This window comes from Nocardia sp. CA-119907, from assembly GCF_050955995.1.
In the GTDB taxonomy this organism is placed as follows: Bacteria; Actinomycetota; Actinomycetes; order Mycobacteriales; family Mycobacteriaceae; genus Nocardia.
On sequence record NZ_CP192091.1, the window covers coordinates 5,485,698 to 5,503,791 of the forward strand.

Sequence of the window (18,094 nt, forward strand, 5' to 3'; positions counted from 1 at the left end):
GCCCCTCATTTCCGGGCAACTACCTGCACCGGGCACGGGTCGGCATACACCTGGGCCACGTCGTGGTCCCTGCGACTACGGACCGCGCGCTGGTTGATGTAGCCCTTGTCGGTGATCTCCCCGGCATCAGCCGACCGGGGCTCGGTCGAGATCGCGACGCGCTCGATGCGCTGGGAGGTGCCTCCGCCCTCGTCAGCGAGCCGCCGCAGCGCGACCCTCAGCTCGTCACGTAGGCCCCCGTCGGGGGCACCGTCGGCGTCGACGCGTCCGAGATGGTCGGGGTGCAGCCAGACCAATGCGGTCACGTACTCGGCATTCTCGCCACAGATCACCGCGTCGTTCAGCAATCCCCGCGCGGCGGACAACAGCCGCGGTCGCAGCGTTCCGACCGTGACGAAGGTGCCGGTGGCGAGTTTGAAATCCTCGGCGATGCGCCCTCGGAATATCAACCCTGCCAATGGATCTCGGGAATCGGTGAAATCGACGGCGTCGCCTGTGCGGAAGAAGCCGTGTTCGTCGAAGGCGGTCGCAGCGAGATCGGGCCGGCGGTGGTAGCCAGGGGTGAGGTTCGGCCCACGCAGCCGCGCCTCGGTGGTGTTCGCGACCGGGACCAGCGCCAGTTCCACGCCTGGTACCGGTACTCCGATGCAGTCGCTGCGTTCGGTCGTGAAATGTACCGAGGTCGCGACCGGACAGGACTCGGTGGATCCCCACGAGGCGGTGATCCGCATATCGGAGCCGTGTGATCGGGCCAGCGCGTCGAGTCGTTCCCATAGCTGCTGCGGTAGCCCCGCGCCCGCGAAGAACGCGAAGCGCAGTCGATCCAGGAATGCGCGTGCGGCAGCGGGTTCCCGTTCCAGCAGCGGAAGTAGTGCGGCGTAGCCGGCTGGCACGTTGAAGTAGAGGTTCGGGCGTACCTCGCGCAGGTTGGCGACGGTTCGCTCGACCAGTCCCGGGACGATCCCCGCCGTCGTCGAGCCACAGCGATCCGCCGTTGGTGAGTACCAGGTTGAGGTTGTGGCTGCCGCCGAAGGTATGGCTCCAGGGCAGCCAATCCAGCAGTTCAGGAGGCTCGACGGGCAGGAACGGCCAAATCTGGCGCAGCTGTTGCTGATTGGCCGACATCATGCCGTGCGTGGTCAGGACGCCTTTGGGCACTCCGGTGGATCCGGAGGTGAACAGGATCTTGGCGATGTCGTCAGGGGCGAGCTGCGCGCACCGGCGGTCGACCTCGTCGGTGGGCGCGGCCTCGAGATCATTCAAGGTGATCGATCCGGGCAGCCGTTGATCCAGACTCACCACGGTGCGCCGATCAGCGATCGCCGCAACCGCTTTCGTGAATTCCGGTCCACCGGTGGCGATCGCACCTGGCTCGATCAGATCAGCCATGGCCCGCAGCTGGTGGTGATCGTGGCTGTGCAGAGAATAGGCGATGCTGGTGGGGACGACGGGCACGCCGAGCGTCATCGCGGCGACCGTGATGATCAGGTTTGCAGCGCTGTTTCCGGACAGGATCATGAGTGAGACGCTCCGCGAGTCCACGCTCGAGTAGCCCTTGGGCGACACGGTCTACACGAATTCGCGCTTCACCCCAGGACAACGTTTTCCACTGCCCACCAACCTTTTCCGCGATCAACAAGCGATCCGGATGTCGCTGCGATCCGGCTCGGAAGTCGTGTACGACACTTACCGAGTGCGGTTGGAGCGGTTCGGTGGACCACAGCAGGATGCGCCCGTCCTCTTGTTGTGCGATGGCGATCTGCGGCCGGGCGAACGTCGGTCTCAGGGCTGTGCTCATCGGTCTGTCACTTCCAGCACCACGGCGGCCGCCGTATCCCCGGCCGCGCATCCGGTGAACAGACCTAATCCCCCACCCCGCAGCCGTAGCGTTTCGATCAGCTCGGCGATCGACCGTAATCCCGTGGGGCCCTGCGGATGTCCGAATATCAGGCTGCACCCGTAGGTGTTCATATCGGTGGGCTTCACACCGGTCTCACGACAGAAATAGATATCGTTCACCGCGAACGGGTTGTGCGTGGTCACCGCGTGCAGGTCGCCGAAGTCCAGACCGGCTGCCTCGAGCGCGGCACGCGCGGCGGGAACCGGAGCCTCAGGCATCCGAGCCTTGCGCACCCGCGCGACGCCACTGCTCAGGATTCGGACGATCCCGATCCCCGACCGGATCCTGGCCTCATCGCTGGTGGTGACGACCGCGCCTGCACAGCCATCGGCCGGATGCGTCTGTGCGGCGAAGGTGTGGACACCGTCGGATGCGGCTGGCCGCAGATCGCCGATCGCCGCTCGTTCCTTGGATCGCACGCCTTCATCGGCTTCGAGGAATACGCCTCCCTTCCGCCCTTTGATCTCCACCGGAACCTGGTAACGACGCTGGAATGCACGATCGTCGACGACCGCGGCCTGGTACTGCTCCCATCGCAACGAGGTCAGATCATCCAGTTCGTCACGCGTGATGTCGTTCTCTGCCGCGACGGCTTCGGCGGTGGCGAGCATCGCCTGACCTGCCCAGGGGTCACGTGCGAAGCTGTCGAGCACCCAGTGCGTGACCACGGGAGCACCACCCTGCCCACGGACCGACGGATAGATCAGCGTCGGACCGTTGGAGGTGCGATCGGTGACGACCACGAGTTGACGGGTGGCACCCGCCGCAACGGCGCCGGCTGCGGCGTGCAATGCGGCGACACTCGTCGCGCACGCTTGGCTCACCATCGGACCTGTAAGGCCGGTAGCACCGAGACGGGCGGCAAGGGTGGGCGCACCGTAGAACAGATCCGGTTGCGGCACAGTCGTGCCCAGTACGACGCCGTCGAACCAGACGGGTTCCAGGTCTCGCTCGGCCAATGCCCGCCCGGTCACCGCGACCGCCAGGTCCAGACTGGACACTTCAGCCAGCGAGCCTTGCCATTTGGCGAAGGGAGAGGACCAAGCGTGGCCGAGTGGAATAGCTACGTCTTCGTATTTCATGGGGTACTCCAGGAGGCCGCCGGGCCGATTCAGGTTCGAGCGAATACGTGGATGGCGCAGGCAGCGTGGTCGTAGCCGGTGATGCCGCCACCGGTGCAGTGGGTCAGCCCGACCTCGGGATCGCGAGGTCCGTCGGTACGCGAAGTGCGCAGCCATTCGACGACCTCGACGACCTGGGCCAGCCCGGTCGCGCCGATAGGGTGCCCGCGAGACAGTAGTCCTCCGCCGGGATTGACCGGGCAAGCACCGCCGCGGGCGGTGTGGCCGGATCGCAGCAGGTCCGGCGCTTCCCCGAAACCGCAGAGCCCCAGCGCCTCGTAGTACAGCAGTTCGGCGATGCTGAAGGCGTCGTGGACTTCTACGACATCCAGATCCGCCGGGCGGATTCCCGCTTCCCGGTAGGCGGCTGTCGCGACACGGGTGGTCAGTGATTCGCGTGCCATGTCGTGCATTCCGGTTGTGCCGGAACTGAGTTGGCTGGCCAGGACCGAGACCGTCGGTGTCTGCGGCCCACGGTGTCGGGAGACGACCACCGCGGCGGCACCATCGGATGAGCCGCAGCATTGCAGCAGCGTGAGCGGATCCGCCACGGGCCGCGAGGCCAAGACCTCCGCCACGGTGGTTTCCGCACTTGCCGTTCTTTCGCCCGGGTCGGCACGCGGACCGCATCAGCGCACCACTGCTGGCTCAGCTCGCCACCGGGGATCGGGTGTCCCCGGCGTGGATCCAGCGTCGGCTCCTGTCGCGAGCTCCGCACGTCGAGTTCCGCAATATGCCCACCGGCCATTTCGATTCGTTCAGCGGCGAATGGTTCGAACGCACGGCCGTCACCGATATCGACTTCTTCCGCCGCACCCTAGCCACCAAATAACACCCCAAGGAGCGCTTTCAATGGCGAATTCAGCTCTACCCGCCGTAGACCACGAGATCCTCATCGTCGGTGCCGGGTTCTCCGGTATCGGCGTCGCGATCAAGCTGGAAGAAGCCGGAATGCACGACTTCCGCATCCTCGAAGCCGGTGACGGCGTCGGCGGTACCTGGCACTGGAACACCTATCCCGGTATCGGCGTGGACATCCCCTCGTTCAGCTACCAGTTCTCCTTCGAGAAGAAGCCCGACTGGTCACGCGTCTACGCCAAGGGACACGAGCTGAATGCCTATGCCAACCATTGCGTCGACAAGTACAACCTGCGTTCACGGTTCGTCTTCAACACCAGGATCGCCCGCATCGAGTTCGACGAGGACGGCCACCGCTGGCTGCTTTCCAGCACTGACGGCCGCGAATTCACCGCGCGCTACGTCATCAACGCGACAGGCGTCCTCTCCGAACCGAATCATGTGCAGCTCAATGGAATCGAGGACTTCACCGGACCGGTCGTACACACCGCGCGATGGGACAACTCGCTAGAACTCGCGGGCAAGCGCGTCGGGGTGATCGGTACCGGAGCGTCGTCCGTACAGGTCGTCCCGACGATCGCCCCCGAGGTGGAGCATCTGACCGTGTTCCAGCGGACCCCCATCTGGTGCATCTCCAAGCTGGACCGCCCGCTCACGCCGAGGTTCCAATGGGCGTTGAAGCATTTCCCCGGCGCGGAGATGCTGGCTCGGATCCTCAGCCAGGGATTCGTCGAGGCGATCCTCCCCCTCGCTGTGCACTACCACAACATCTTCCCCATCACGAAGTACGCGGAATGGTCCGCCAAGCGCATGCTCGCCAAGCAGGTCCACGACCCGGACATCCGTGAAAAGCTCACGCCCAAATACAGTTTCGGCTGCAAGCGCCCCAGCTTCTCCAACGAATATCTGCCCGCGTTCAATCGCGCCAACGTCCTGCTGGAGACCACCGGCATCCAAGAGGTCACCCCGAAGGGCATCCGCACCGTCGACGGCGTGGAGCACGAACTCGACGTCCTCATTATGGCCACCGGATTCAAACTCCCATACGCACCCGGCGTCCCCTACGAATGCATCGGAACCGGCGGCCTCGATCTCGACACCTATTGGGACCGGGAACGCGTCCAGTCCTACGAGGGCGTCAGCGTCCCCCACTTCCCCAACCTCTTCGCCATGTTCTCCGCCTACGGATACAACGGCTCCTCCTACTTCACCCTTGTCGAGGTCTCCGCCAAACACATTGTCCGAGCCCTCGACCAGGCCCGCCGAGTCGGCGCTACCCGAATCGAAATCACCGAGGAAGCCAACATCCGCTACTTCGACGAAATGATGACCCGCCGTACCCGTCAGGTCTTCCGGCAGCCGACCTGTAACTCCGCCAACAGCTATTACTACGACAAGAACGGCGACGTGCCTCTCCGTCCGGTCACAACCGCTGAAACCTACTGGCGCAGTGGACACTACGATCTCAGCGACTATCGCTACGATCGCTGGAAGCCCGCACCGGATTCGACGATCGCCGCCGAGAGCGATGATGCCCACAGTGTCGTCAGCGACACGAGTGTTTCTGCTGGCGCGTAGCCCGGAGCCGCACTGCCAGCAACCTCGCAACTGCGAATGAGGCCGACCGCAGGTTCGAATTCGATCGTTGACGGCGTCGGCGTCAGCACTCCGCGGACCCGCTCGCCGCTAGCGAATGAGAGGACATATGTCTCCTATTTCCCGACGGTCGCTCATCTTCGGATCACTGCTGGCCGCCACCGGGATGGCCGCCGGGTGCGGGACGCGAGGTGGCAGCACCACGGCTTCCGCCGCCCCCGAGCCGGGCGATCCACCCGCGCCTTCCAGTCCCCCCGCTGCCACTCAGAAGTTCGAATTACCAGCCAATTTCGTGCCGGAGGGCATCGCGACCGGACCGGGAAATTCGCTCTATGTCAGCTCCTTCGGCGGTGGAATCTACCGAATCGATGTGACCAGCGGCAAAGGTACGTCGGTCAGCGACGGCTGGGGTAGCGAATCGACAGGCATCAAGGTCGATGAATCAGGTCGACTGTTCATCTGCCACGGGGTCGCGGGCGACGCACGCGTTCTCGACACCCGCACGAACGCGGTCCTGGCGCATTATGTCTTCGGGCAGCCGGACACCAGCCTCGTCAACGACACGGTCCTGCTGCGAGATGCCGCCTGGTTCACCGACTCCCGTCTGCCAGTGCTGTACAAGCTTCCGCTGTCGGGCCCCGCGCTCCCGCCCCCGGACGGCTTCGTGACCCTCCCCATCACCGGCGACCTCGTGTACACCGACGGCCAGAATTCCAACGGGCTGTGCTCGACCCCGGACGGTCAGGCACTCCTTGTCGTCCAAACGAGCACCGCGAAGCTGTTCCGGGTCGATCCAAATACCGGCCACAGTATCCAGGTCGATCTCGGCGGGACCGCGCTCCCCTGGGCTGACGGCCTCTACCTCGACGGGTCCACGCTGTATGTGGTGTTGTCCCAGCAGAGTCAGGTAGCCGTCTTCCGAATGAGCCCGGACGGCCGCTCGGGAAGCCTGGTGAAGACCATCTCCGACAGCAGCCTCGATGCTCCGACCACAATCGCTGTCGATCGAAACCGGCTGTACCTGCCCAATACCAAGATGCATCTGGATACTTTCCAGCAATCCTCGCCCGGTACCCCCTGCTGGGTCAGCGCGATCAGCAAAGTCTGACGCTGCCGCAGCGTGGTGCCCCTACCCGACGATCTACAGAGAGGGCAGGGGCACCACTTTCACGGTCGCCCTAGTGGCTCGCGCCGGCGACCACGTCTGGGATGGCTGGGTGCTCAACCCCGACCGCGAAGGGACTGCCTGATGGGCACCAATCGGACGCGTTCATCCCATGCACAAATGTTCCAGATGGTGCGCTGCATCAGGATGTTCTTCGCACGCGTCGCCGCGAACCCCCGCTTGGTGCCGAGCACCCTGCGCAGCTTGGTGGCGATCTTGTCCTCAGACGGCACGGGCAACACATACGTCGGGGTGCGCTGCAGGATCGTCGCGTGCGCGGCACCGGAATCGAGCATCGCGGGCACCAGAGTTACCGCGGTGGCGCCCGAGCCGATCACCACAACCTTCTTGCCCCGGTAGTCGAGGTCTTCCGGCCAAAGCTGCGGATGGACGACAGGTCCCCGAAAGCGTTCACGCCCTTCGAACTTCGGCGAATAGCCCGCGTCGTAGTCATAGTATCCCGTAGCCGCGAAGAGCCAGGTGGCGGTGAGAGTCAGCCGCTCACCGCTGTCGGCGCGCTCGACTTCGACAGTCCACCGTGCGTCGGCGCCGGACCACGCCGCGGCAACCACCTTGTGGTGGTATCGAATATGGCGATCGACGCCGTACTCGCGTGCGGTCTCGTGCAGGTAGGCCAGAATACGATCCGCGCTTGCGATCGACTTCGGGTCCGTCCACGGCTTGAATCGATAGCCGAAGGTGTACAGGTCCGAGTCCGAGCGAATCCCCGGGTAGCGGAACAGATCCCAGGTTCCGCCCAGCGCGCCCCGGGCCTCCAGGACCGCGAAGGTCGTTCCGGGTTGATCGGTGAGTAGATGGCGAGCCACGCCGATGCCGGAGATTCCGGCCCCGATGACGAGGACATCGAAGTGTTCCCCATGAATCGCTGTCATTTGCGCGCTCCTCGTCGAGCTGGGTTGATCGGTATCAAGTCACCTCCATGGTCACTGTCCAGCCGATGCGGAGGGAGGTCATTTGTGCCCTATTTCAACCTGCATCCCGCATGAGCAGCGGGATTGGTCTCCGATGAACTGGCAGCTGTGCGACCCGACCCGGCCGACCACCATCGTGTCGGGCGGACCCGGCAGGCGCCGCTGGGAATTCATGAGACTCCCCGGCGAAACCATCGCCGATCTCGACACCGCCGACACGGCTTGGAAGCTGCTCGAGCCGTGGGGCCGCTATCCCGGCAACACCACGATCGAGCGACACACCGTCTACACCTTCCAGGCCCGCTGGGCCGACACCTGGCGGGCCGGCCGACTCCTGCTCGCCGGCGACGCCGCCCACCTCATGCCGCCGTTCGCGGGTCAGGGCATGTGTTCAGGGCTGCGTGACGCACTCAACCTCTCCTGGAAGCTGGATTTGATGCTGCGCGACAAGGCCCACTCGGACCTGCTCGACACCTACAGCACCGAGCGCAGTGCACATGTGCGTCATGCGATCGACATGTCGATCGCATTGGGCGAGGTCATCTGTGTCCTCGACGAACAGGATGCCGCACAACGCGATCGGCGCATGATCGCAGGCGGGGCGGACCCCGTGCGGGTACTGCCAGCGGGTGCCCCACCGGTGCTCGGAGACGGTGTCCTGCAACGGCTTCCGGACGGCCGGACAGCACCGACGGTCGGTCACCTCACCCCTCAGTTCCGAGTCCGCCACGGCGACACGACCGCGCTGCTCGACGATGTCACCGGCTCAGGATTCACCGTTCTCGTCGATGGACCCGGGGCTACCGTGCTGACACCCGAGCATCGTCTATTCCTGGACGAAATCGGCGCGGCCCTGGTGGAACTCACCAGTGAGCCAACCGACAACGGCTACACCGACATCGACCACGACTACCTGCCACATATGCGAGAGCACGGGCATCTGGCCGCGATCATCAGACCGGACTTCTATCTGTTCGGCGCCGCCCACGATGCCGCCGAACTCGCCGATCTCATTGGCCAACTGCGCGCTCGACTCCGGATCGAGCACTGACGATTCACCGAGCGAGCCGGTCGCGTCAACGCCAATTTGCCCTGCGCTGGAGCCTGATACGCGAACAACCCCACCGGAGAATCCGGCGGGGTTGAATCGAGGTCGGGCCGTTCTCAGAGTCCGGCGGACCCGAAGAACAACGGGGCGAACAGCCCGTGCAGCACGGCACTGCCGGTCCCTACTACCCCGTGCAGAACAGCGCTACCCAGGTCGATCACAGCAGATCCCATAGGAAACAACCCTTTCAGTTTCGGATTCTTGTCGGCACTTTCAGTAATGCATACCGACAAGTCAATTTTGCCTCGGGCATTACGAAGTATCACTGCCGGGAAGTTGCCAATCACTTGAAAATACGCTGGGAGGCAATCACTTCGAAGGAGAAGACACTATAAGCGACGCATCGAAGGACCAAGGACAGAGTCCAAGGTCCTTCGATATCGAGCTATAGGAAGATTCTCAGGCCAACCCGAATACGCGCAGCCCCTGCCACCACCAGATCGGCGGTTCACCGCCGCCCGGCCAGGCGGGGGCCCTGGAGTCGTCGTGGTAGCCCTGCGGGACTGGATAACCATGGGAGCCAGGGTTGTTCGGTCCCGGCTGCCCCTGGTTCGGTTGGCCGGGGTTCTGCTGCGGCCCCGGCTGCTGTTGCCCCGGCTGGGTGGGAGCAGCGGAAGCGATCGCCGGTGCCGCCGCGGGGACGATAAGCGCCGAAGCCACCACCGCGGTAGCGATTGCCTTACTCGCCCGGGTCTTCACGGATTTCACACTCTCGGACGGATTCACTTCTTTTCCTCCATTCCTGTGTCGCACTTTCGATTCCCCGTCAGCCCAAGCTGAAGGGCTGTCCCCACACCGTGACGTAGCCGATGGTGGTCGGCGTGTAGACCATCGCCTGAACGAATGCTCGCGCCTGTGCGTAACCGCCGCAGCCGTCCACATTGATCGTTTCGTCTTTCCAGGTGACGCTGTTGTGCGGACCCATGACCTTATGTTTGGCGCTATGGCTCTCCGAGCCGTAGTCGTCCGCAGACTCGAGATCGAGCAGGTAGACCGTCTTGGCCTGTCCGGCGCCGATGCTCAAGCTGGCCGATGCCCCACCCTTGGTGGTGATCGACGGCGAGTCCGAACTCAGATCCGTCGACGCGGTGCCGTTCGCGCCCGGCGTGATGCCACTGCTGAGGTCGACCTGGCAGCCGACAACGTAGCCGGGGCGCAATTTGGTGTAGGTCTTCGGATCTCCGGCAGCGCCGGCGGACAGGTCCACTTCCCCGTGGCCGCTGGTCCACACGTTGCGATGCAACGGCGTCGCACCCATCGACGGGTTGATGTTCGCCGATTCTCCACCGAGCGTCACATGGACGACGGTGCCGTCGTCGATCGTCTCGGTGATGTCGCCGCCCGGAAGCGGCACGAAGGTATCGGCCGCGGAAACACCGACGGCGAAATGACCGACAGCGGCGGCCGCGGCAACGCCGACTCCTGCCACTCGGGCAATGCCTTTTCGAGCGCTCTTCATCTCATCGTTCCTCGAGAATTCTTTCGCCGTAGCGAAGTGAAGGGGATTCGGCGAACTCAGCCGATGCTGAACGGCTGGCCGTACAGCGTGGTTTTCGAATAGTCGGCGCCGATGATCTCGACGGTCGCGACCTGGCGGGCCTGCGCGTACCCCGCGCAGCCTTGGATCGCGATTTCCTGGTCTCGGTAATTGAGGTGGTACACGCCGCTGTCGGCCATGTCCTTCTGGTCGAAGCGCACCCACTTGACCTGTCCCGGCGCCAACGGCACCGAGAACGATCCGGTCGCGCTCGGTGCCGAGCTGAACGCCGCCGATAAGGACGCGGACAGGCTGCCCAGCGCGACCTGGCATCCCACGAGGTAGCCGACCGTCAACGTCGAGACGCCATGCGTCGACGAATTGTTCGTCCCCGCATCACCTTTCGGCCCGTTGTTGGGGCCTACCTCACCATGAGGAGTCACGACATCGGCGGTGACCCGCCCCGATACCCAGACTGTGCGCCCGGCGCCATTGGCCGCCAACGACGGCGAGACGACCGCCTGTTCACCGACACTGTCGATCGTCGCGCCGGGGCCTTCGGTATGGCCGTCGGGCAATGGAACGAAGGTGTCCGCGTTCGCGCCACCGGCGGAATACAGCCCCACCGCGGCCACAGCCGCCGTGACTACGACGACCGGCCGTGCTCCCGTTCGCCGAAAACTACGGTGATGATTCCTCATCTACGATTCCTTACTGAATGATCCGCGCCTCACGGCACCGAGGCGAAATATCTGGCGGCATTTCTCTGCCCTTCCGCAATCGGAAAAGTACTGGAATCAGACGTCCGCCATGATCAATATTTCTTTCAATGAAAGGCGTTGCATTGAGTGGAATGTCATTGGAACCAGCGATGCCCCGACCTGCATCCTGAAGATGCCCGCGCCGGGACAGCCGCGCTCGGCGAACCGGATTCCGTCACTTCGGTTCGGCGGGCGCACGGGCAGGCGTGCCCGCCGAGCCGGATCCCCTCATCTTCGGTTCGGCGGGCACGTTTCACGATCGATCAGGATCGGACGCCCAGATAACCCGACAGCGGTGTCGGATCCGGGGCGCCGTTCTCGGCCAGGGCCCGACTGACTCTCGCGCTCGCGGCTCGGAGCACGGGGATGAGCGACCGCGCCGTAGTGGCATCCGGCACCACTACCGTCAGTGCGGCGACGACTTCCCCGTGCGCGCCGCGCAGCGGCACCGAGATGCTCGTCAGCTTCGGGTCGAGGAAACCCACGCAGATCGCGATTCCCGAGCGACGAACCTCGCTGAGCAGCACACGCAATGACTTCTCGTCGGTCGGAGTGTGTTCGGTGTATGCGGTCAATGCCTGCCCCAGCACTGACTGCTGGGCTTCGAAGCCGGCGTATGCCAGCAGCACCAAACCGGTCGCCGAGGCGTGCAACGGCAATCGCCCCGAATCCCCTGGCCTCGGCTCCACCGCACCCGGGGCCGGCAGCTCATCGATGACCAGGGCCCCATCGCCCTGACGTACCGAGATAGCGACGAGGTGACCTATGCGCGCATGCAGTTCGCTGACATACGGCATCGCGACACGGCGTAGTTCGCGCGTCGGCGCGGCGCGCGTCACGAGCTCCCAGACGCGGAACCCGATCCGCACCCGTCCGTCGCCATCCCGGAGCAGCCAATCGTGCTCGACGAGTTCGGCAACCATCCGCGATACCGTCGCCATCGGCATACCGGACCGTTTGGACAACTCCGTCACCGTGAACGCGGGCGACTCCGGTCCGAATGCCTCGTAGATGCGCGACATCCGCGAGAAGACCGACTCGCCATTGGAATTCCTGGCCATGGCGCGTCCGGTCAGACATCTGCGGAGCATGCCGCGGACATCACTCCATCGCTGAAACCAGCCATGTGATCACCTTCCTGCCGTAAAGCTCGCTTCGCCCAGCACGCGGGCTACCCAACGAGCAAGACCCTTCGCCTCCCAACTGGAGGCACGCTCGGCCGAAACTGGCAGTTTGCTGGCAAACCTCAGCGGGTTCGGACACTGCGCCATCGCGATTCACAGGAAAGACCCAGACTGACCGCAGGTGGCGACGCAGTCCGGGGCCGACGGTAGGTGGGTGTCCAACGACTTCGCCGGTGTGCGCGTGCTCGTCGTCGACGATGAACCGCCGAACATCATGGATCTACTGCTCGCGCTGCACCGCCGAGGATTTATCGTCGCCAGCTCGGCCGATGGCGCCGAGAGTCTGGCCATGGCCCGGACGTTCCGCCCGCATGTACTCATCGTCGATGCGGCGGTGCCCGAATCTGGACGGCCTGTGGTTGCCGCGAGCTCTGCGCTCCGAAGGCGTCGATGCGTCCGTGCTTTTCCTCACGGCCCGCGACAAGATGGGCATCGACGGGTTCAAGACCGTCATCGCACGGCTGCACACCCTAACACGTGGCAACTTACCCGAAGACCCTTGTCCAAGAAGGGATCACCCTTGATCGAGGCGGAGGCGGCCGCCCTTCGTCACAGGTCGATCGTGTTCTCCCAGATTATTCACATCTGCGCCTGAGTCGGCACCGCGTCGGCGCCTGCATGCTGAATCCGCCGACTAGAACTGCCGAGACGGTCGGCGCGGCCCGCGAGCAGCCTCCTGCCCTTGCTGGCGGGCCGTGCAGTCGTCGGGTGGGGCCCAAATGATCGAATCCGCTCACCCGGCGGCTGCCCACATCGAATACGCAGTCAAACCCTTGGATTCACAACGTAATCGGGTCACCGAATACGGATCCGGTGGCATCGACGTCCGATGAATGGACCTCGATCTTCGCGTAGGGGCGCAGCAGCAACGGTCCCGCGCATCCAGACACCTGGATGTAGAAGTCTCGGTTCACCAGCGACCCCTTCGCACCGTCGTGGAGGTCCTTCGAACCCGACTGCACGTCGGCGATCTTGCCCGGCGTCAGCGAAACCTCGACGCCCACACCGCCACTCACGGAAGGACCGACCTTGACATCCAGCTTCGGCGTTACCTTGTCAGGCTCGACGCTCACGCTTCCGTTTCCACTACCCTCCACCTTGCCTTCAGCGTCGGCCTTCGCCTTGGGATCGGCATCCATGACACAGGCGACCAGGTATCCCGTCTTCAATGTGCCCGTTGCCGAGCCCTCCACCTTTCCGTAGAAGGTGCTGTCCACCAACAATTCCCGATTCGTCGGCATTCCGTTCAGGGCGGGCATCGACCGCGTCACCAGGTCGCTCTGGCCCACGCTGTACACGAGACCACCATCGATGCGATAGGTGTTCTCATGCGGTGTTGCCGCCGCCGCGTGCGCCACCGGCAACACCACGAGGGCGCCCACGCCTAGAACGGACATCGCCAGAACATGTTTGATAATCATCGGTCTCCACAGGGGTGCGCTTATCCACTGCGCGTGGTCGCCGCTGGGATGGGCGATAGCGGACAGCTCGTATCCCAGGCATTCTGATCGATGGCCCTCTGGCGAACCTCTGGCGAAGCTGACAGCGCCGGTGGCTCGTTCGCCACCAGCGGCGCGCGGCTTTCAAAGCATCGGCGAATCCAGGCGTGAATGCAGCCAAGATCGAAAGGTATCGGCGTATTCCTCGCGCCGCAGCGCCAGGTCCACCGACGCATGCAGCAGTCCCATCGGATTGCCGATATCGTGTCGGCGGCCACGATGCACTACCACGTGAACGGGGTGTCCCTGGTCGATCAAGGCGGCGATCGCATCGGTCAGCTGGAGTTCGCCGCCCGCGCCCGGCTCGATGGCGCGCAGCGCGTCGAAGACTGCGCGGTCGAGCAGGTACCGCCCGGCAGCGGCCAGCGTCGAGGGTGCATCCGCCGCAATCGGCTTCTCGACCATTCCGTTTACGCGCAGCACGTCAGGGTCAGCACCGAAAGCCGGGACGGCATCGAAAACACCATAAGCGCTTACCGATTCGCGCGGCACGTCGATCGCGCACAGCACACTGCCGCCGTAGCGGCGACGCACCCGCGCCATCGTCTCCAAGACTCCGCTGGGCAGCACCAGGTCATCCGGCAACAAGACCACGAATGCCGATTCGTCTGCGGCCAGGGTGGATTCGGCTTGCAGGACGGCATGTCCCAGCCCCAAGGGGCGCTGCTGCACGACAGTGTCGACATCGAGGAGCTTGGGGGCATTGCGTAACCGCTCCAACAGATCGAATTTGCCACGGCGGGCCAAGAGGCTCTCCAACTCCCGCTCCTCGGCGAAATAGGCTGCGACACTTTCTTTTCCAGGAGCCGTCACCAATACCATCCGGTCCGCCCCGGCCTGTGCGGCCTCCTCCGCAACCAGTTCGATTCCTGGCGTATCCACCACCGGCAGTAGTTCTTTCGGCACGGCCTTGGTCGTCGGCAGGAATCTCGTGCCCAATCCGGCCGCCGGGACCACCGCCGTTCTGAACTGCCGCGGGACGTTCGATGAGGTCGTCTCCATGCCAATGTCCTTCCGAGTAGGCACTCCCTGAGCGCTGCGATCTATGTCGGCAACGTTAGGAAGGCAACCTCTCGCCAACCTTCGGGTTACCTCAGGATCGGGCGCGAAACATAGCGGCCGACCGGGCATCTACCGGCCACGCGCATCACTCCGCTGCCCGCCCGGGATCGCGCAGCACATAGCCGACGCCCCGCAGTGTGTGCAGCATCTTCGGTTCCGCGGTGTCGATCTTGCGCCGGAGATACGACACATACGATTCCACGACGCTGGTTTCACCGCCGAAGTCGTAGTGCCACACATGATCCAGGATCCTCGCCTTGCTCAACACCTTGTTCTCGTTGAGCATCAGGTATCTCAGCAGCATGAATTCCGTCGGCGACAGCGCGACGAGCCTTCCGCTGCACCACACTTCGTGAGTGTCTTCGTCCAACTCCAGCTTTCCCACCCGCAGACGGGCTGGGTCGGACGGGTCGATGATGCCGCTGCGGCGCAGGATCGCCCGCAGACGTGCGATGACCTCTTCGAGGCTGAATGGTTTGGACATGTAGTCATCCGCGCCGAGGGCCAGGCCGGTAATCCGGCTCCGGACCTCATCGCGGGCGGTGAGGAACAGCACCGGGATATCGCGGCCTTCCGCCCGCAACTGCCGCAACATGTCGAACCCATTCATGTTGGGCATCATCACGTCCGCGATCAATGCGTCGGGAGCGAAGGTACGCACCTTGTCCAACCCGTCCCTGCCGTCCGCCGCGGTGGCCACCTTGAAACCCTGAAAACGCAGGCTGGTAGCCAATAGGTCGACGATCGTCGGTTCGTCATCGACGACGAGGATTCGGGCATCGGAAGTTTCATCGCTCATGGCATCGAGCGTCGATCCGGTAGCGATGGAGCGACCTCTGCCCCGGCTGAGCGTTTGCTGGGAGGTAGGTTCGATCAGAGGTCCACCAGCGCACCGGTGTTCAATTCCGCGCCGGTTCTCGAGGTCAGTTCCCCGAGTGTCACATCGGGCGCGAGTTCGACCACCGTCAATCCATCCGCGGTGACATCGAGAACCGCTAGATCGGTGATGATCCGATGCACCACACCGACTCCGGTGAGCGGAAGCGTGCACCGCGCCACGATTTTCGGGCTGCCATCCTTGGCATTGTGCTCGGTCAGCACGATCACCCGGCCCGCACCGTGTACCAAATCCATCGCGCCACCCATACCCTTGATCATCTTGCCCGGTATCGACCAGTTCGCCAGGTCGCCGGTCGCCGAGACCTGAATCGCGCCGAGGATCGCCACATCCAGGTGGCCGCCGCGGATGATGCCGAACGACAGCGCTGAATCCGTGTAGCAGCCGCCTACCCGCAGCGTCACCGTTTCCTTTCCGGCGTTGATTAGATCCGGGTCTTCCTGTCCGGCAACCGGATACGGCCCAACACCGAGGATTCCGTTCTCGCTGTGAAGGACCACTGTGACGTCGTCGGGCACATAGTTGGGCACCAGGGTCGGCAGGCCGATACCCAGATTCACATACTGCCCGTCCAGCAGTTCGCGTGCGGCGCGCGCGGCCATCTCATTGCGGGTCCAGGACATGGGTGTTCCTCGATTCTCCAAACGATCGGATTGCGTGGTGGTCAGGCCGCGCTCGGGCTCAGCAACGTGAGCTTCTCGACGCGTTTTTCGACAGGCCCCACGGCGAGGACACGCTGCACGAACACGCCCGGTACGTGGATATGGGTGGGCGGGATCTCACCAGGTTCGACCAACTGCTCGACCTCCGCGATGGTGATCTTGCCCGCCATGGCGCACAGTGCGTTGAAATTGCCTGCGGCGGCATTGAAGACGAGATTTCCGTGCCGGTCCCCAAGCGCGGCGTGTACCAGCGCGAAGTCGGTTCGGATGGCTGTCTCCAGCACATAGTCCTGACCGCCGAAGGCACGGATCTCCTTCGCGGGTCCGCGCACGGCCACCGATCCATCGGACGCGTAACGCAACGGCATGGTGCCGTCGGCCACCGGTGTCCCCAGTCCGGCGGGCGTATAGAAGGCGGGAATGCCACACCCGCCGGCACGTAGTCGCTCGGCCAGGCTGCCCTGGGGCGTCAACTCGACCTCGAGCTCCCCCGCCAAATACTGTCGCGCGAATTCCTTGTTCTCACCGACGTAGGAGGCGGTCACCCGGCGAATCTGTCCGGCCGACAGCAACCTGCCCAATCCCCAGTCGTCGACGCCGCAGTTATTGGACACCACGTCGAGATCGGTGACCCCGGTCTGCTCGAGCGCCTCGATGAGCGTCTCAGGAATACCGCATAGTCCGAATCCTCCGACGGCAAGCGTTGCCCCGGAAGGGATATCGGCGATCGCGGCGACCGCATCGGTCACCGTCTTGTCCATCGTCGCTCCTTACTCGATATCGGCCTCCGCCGAATTTGGTTCATCGGGTGCGCAGCTGATCAACAGTTGCGCTGTGTGCGCGATGTGATCACGCAGCAGTTCCTGCGCGCGGTCGGCGTCGCGGGCGACGGCCGCCGCCAGCAGCGCGCGGTGCTCGCCGGGAACGTCGCGGTCGGGCTCGTTGCCGAACGACACCGACCACTGCAGGTACAGTTCCGCCTCCTGGCGCAGGGCGAGTGCCGTATCCAACAACCTCCGGTTGCGGCATCCGGCCAGCAGCGCGTGATGGAAGGCCCGGTGCGCCGCCGACCACTCATCGGTCGGATGATTCGGGTCGGCGGGATCACGGTAGGTGGTCCGCTCCAGAAAGTGGTGTGCCGCAATGGCATCCGCTTCCCAGCGGACATCACCCTCGAGTACCGACAGCTTCAGCACCAGTGATTCGATCTCGACCCGCGCCTTCGTGAGGTCGGCGAGATCCTCGTGCGAGAGCGGCCGCACCAGATAGCCCTGATGCGCTTTTGCCGTCACCAGACCCTCGGCCGCCAATTTTGTCAACGCCTCACGGGTCGCGCCGACGCTGACCTTGTACCGCTCCGACAGCTCCGGAAACTTCAGCCGTGCCCCAGGGACCAGACGCCCGCCGAGAATATCGGCGCGCATTGCCTGGTAGATGCCGTCAGTGCGGGTAGTGCCGCCGCTCTTCGCCATGCGGTCACGGTCGCGCTGCCGCTGGCCGCACTGGCGATCCCGGCCTCGGCCGCGACCGTCGATAACAGCGTTCCCGTGGTCAGCCAGATTGCGGACCCAGACTGGAACCGCGACCATGTCGGAAACGACAACAACGGCCCCGGGGATCGGGGTCCGGAACAGCGGCAGCCTCAGCAAGAGCAGCCCCAGCAACAGCCTCGCCAGACACCGGCGCCTACTGGCTCGTTCGGCTAGACCAACACGTCCGACGGCACGATACGTCGTGTTTCGGTAGGCGATCCCGAAAGGTGTTCATGAGGGCCTTCCCCCAAGGGGAAGGCCCTCATGCCGTGGTGCATCCGGTGATCTGGACAGCCTCGACAGTGGCTGGCGGAATTCGCAGCGTTCTCACAGACTCGC

Annotated in this window: 17 protein-coding genes and 3 pseudogenes; 5 read left to right on the forward strand and 15 right to left on the reverse strand. The window is 64.2% G+C overall.

Translation table 11 applies throughout. The features are described 5' to 3' along the window. Positions 1-5: 5 nt before the first annotated feature. The 4 genes and pseudogenes from ACQP2D_RS24195 to ACQP2D_RS24210 form a co-directional block, all read right to left on the reverse strand. A complete protein-coding gene (locus ACQP2D_RS24195; RefSeq protein ID WP_433685749.1) occupies positions 6-1,115 on the reverse strand; it encodes an AMP-binding protein in 1,110 nt (369 codons plus the stop codon). Beyond that, positions 1,024-1,518 (reverse strand): annotated as a pseudogene (locus ACQP2D_RS24200) (AMP-binding protein); the annotation flags it as partial. The pseudogene ACQP2D_RS24200 and the gene ACQP2D_RS24195, both read right to left, overlap by 92 nt. 276 nt (positions 1,519-1,794) lie before the next feature. Further along, positions 1,795-2,982: a hypothetical protein gene (locus ACQP2D_RS24205; RefSeq protein ID WP_433678195.1), complete on the reverse strand. Its 1,188-nt coding sequence runs from the start codon at positions 2,980-2,982 to the stop codon at positions 1,795-1,797. Between the two features lie 29 nt (positions 2,983-3,011). Further along, the gene (locus ACQP2D_RS24210; RefSeq protein WP_433678196.1) at positions 3,012-3,599 is read right to left on the reverse strand and encodes a thiolase family protein; all 588 of its coding nucleotides are present in this window, start codon (positions 3,597-3,599) and stop codon (positions 3,012-3,014) included. 14 nt (positions 3,600-3,613) lie between these two features. Between ACQP2D_RS24210 and ACQP2D_RS24215 the strand changes: the two genes are divergently transcribed. The 3 genes from ACQP2D_RS24215 (at position 3,614) to ACQP2D_RS24225 (ending at position 6,583) form a co-directional block, all read left to right on the forward strand. Then, positions 3,614-3,853 (forward strand): hypothetical protein, encoded by a 240-nt coding sequence (locus ACQP2D_RS24215; protein ID WP_433678197.1) that lies wholly within the window; start codon positions 3,614-3,616, stop codon positions 3,851-3,853. A 20-nt stretch (positions 3,854-3,873) separates the two neighbouring features. Further along, positions 3,874-5,457, forward strand: coding sequence for a flavin-containing monooxygenase (locus ACQP2D_RS24220; protein ID WP_433678198.1), 1,584 nt, complete (start codon positions 3,874-3,876; stop codon positions 5,455-5,457). A 127-nt stretch (positions 5,458-5,584) separates the two neighbouring features. Continuing rightward, positions 5,585-6,583: an SMP-30/gluconolactonase/LRE family protein gene (locus tag ACQP2D_RS24225; RefSeq protein WP_433678199.1), complete on the forward strand. Its 999-nt coding sequence runs from the start codon at positions 5,585-5,587 to the stop codon at positions 6,581-6,583. Between the two features lie 173 nt (positions 6,584-6,756). Here ACQP2D_RS24225 and ACQP2D_RS24230 read toward each other — a convergent pair. Next, positions 6,757-7,533: pseudogene (locus tag ACQP2D_RS24230) on the reverse strand (flavin-containing monooxygenase); the annotation flags it as partial. Between the two features lie 103 nt (positions 7,534-7,636). On the opposite strand from ACQP2D_RS24230, the pseudogene ACQP2D_RS24235 reads away from it, so the two are divergent. After that, positions 7,637-8,365, forward strand: a pseudogene (locus ACQP2D_RS24235) (FAD-dependent monooxygenase); the annotation flags it as partial. Positions 8,366-9,079: 714 nt separating this feature from the next. Here the strand turns inward: ACQP2D_RS24235 and ACQP2D_RS24240 are convergent. From ACQP2D_RS24240 to ACQP2D_RS24255, 4 genes are all read right to left on the reverse strand, one after another. Continuing rightward, positions 9,080-9,406 (reverse strand): hypothetical protein, encoded by a 327-nt coding sequence (locus ACQP2D_RS24240; RefSeq protein ID WP_433678200.1) that lies wholly within the window; start codon positions 9,404-9,406, stop codon positions 9,080-9,082. Positions 9,407-9,446: 40 nt separating this feature from the next. Next, on the reverse strand, positions 9,447-10,139 hold the full coding sequence (locus ACQP2D_RS24245) for an MspA family porin (RefSeq protein WP_433678201.1): 693 nt from the start codon (positions 10,137-10,139) through the stop codon (positions 9,447-9,449). A 56-nt stretch (positions 10,140-10,195) separates the two neighbouring features. Then, a complete protein-coding gene (locus tag ACQP2D_RS24250) occupies positions 10,196-10,858 on the reverse strand; it encodes an MspA family porin (RefSeq protein WP_433678202.1) in 663 nt (220 codons plus the stop codon). A gap of 323 nt (positions 10,859-11,181) precedes the next feature. Further along, complete coding sequence (locus ACQP2D_RS24255) at positions 11,182-12,009, reverse strand: IclR family transcriptional regulator (protein ID WP_433678203.1); 828 nt, start codon at positions 12,007-12,009, stop codon at positions 11,182-11,184. A 247-nt stretch (positions 12,010-12,256) separates the two neighbouring features. On the opposite strand from ACQP2D_RS24255, the gene ACQP2D_RS24260 reads away from it, so the two are divergent. Continuing rightward, positions 12,257-12,697 carry a hypothetical protein gene (locus tag ACQP2D_RS24260; RefSeq protein WP_433678204.1) on the forward strand — a complete coding sequence of 147 codons (441 nt, stop codon included), beginning with the start codon at positions 12,257-12,259 and terminating at the stop codon, positions 12,695-12,697. Positions 12,698-12,881: 184 nt separating this feature from the next. Here ACQP2D_RS24260 and ACQP2D_RS24265 read toward each other — a convergent pair whose 3' ends face one another. The 6 genes from ACQP2D_RS24265 to ACQP2D_RS24290 all read right to left on the reverse strand — a co-directional run bounded on the left by ACQP2D_RS24265 (position 12,882) and on the right by ACQP2D_RS24290 (position 17,695). Further along, positions 12,882-13,460 carry an MspA family porin gene (locus tag ACQP2D_RS24265; RefSeq protein ID WP_433678205.1) on the reverse strand — a complete coding sequence of 193 codons (579 nt, stop codon included), beginning with the start codon at positions 13,458-13,460 and terminating at the stop codon, positions 12,882-12,884. Positions 13,461-13,685: 225 nt separating this feature from the next. Next, the gene (locus ACQP2D_RS24270) at positions 13,686-14,603 is read right to left on the reverse strand and encodes a UTP--glucose-1-phosphate uridylyltransferase (RefSeq protein WP_433678206.1); all 918 of its coding nucleotides are present in this window, start codon (positions 14,601-14,603) and stop codon (positions 13,686-13,688) included. A gap of 145 nt (positions 14,604-14,748) precedes the next feature. Then, positions 14,749-15,462 carry a response regulator transcription factor gene (locus ACQP2D_RS24275; RefSeq protein ID WP_433678207.1) on the reverse strand — a complete coding sequence of 238 codons (714 nt, stop codon included), beginning with the start codon at positions 15,460-15,462 and terminating at the stop codon, positions 14,749-14,751. Positions 15,463-15,536: 74 nt separating this feature from the next. Beyond that, positions 15,537-16,184 carry a 3-oxoacid CoA-transferase subunit B gene (locus ACQP2D_RS24280; RefSeq protein WP_433678208.1) on the reverse strand — a complete coding sequence of 216 codons (648 nt, stop codon included), beginning with the start codon at positions 16,182-16,184 and terminating at the stop codon, positions 15,537-15,539. A 41-nt stretch (positions 16,185-16,225) separates the two neighbouring features. Next, the gene (locus ACQP2D_RS24285) at positions 16,226-16,984 is read right to left on the reverse strand and encodes a CoA transferase subunit A (protein WP_433678209.1); all 759 of its coding nucleotides are present in this window, start codon (positions 16,982-16,984) and stop codon (positions 16,226-16,228) included. Positions 16,985-16,993: 9 nt separating this feature from the next. Further along, complete coding sequence (locus ACQP2D_RS24290) at positions 16,994-17,695, reverse strand: GntR family transcriptional regulator (RefSeq protein ID WP_433678210.1); 702 nt, start codon at positions 17,693-17,695, stop codon at positions 16,994-16,996. Positions 17,696-18,094 lie beyond the last annotated feature (399 nt).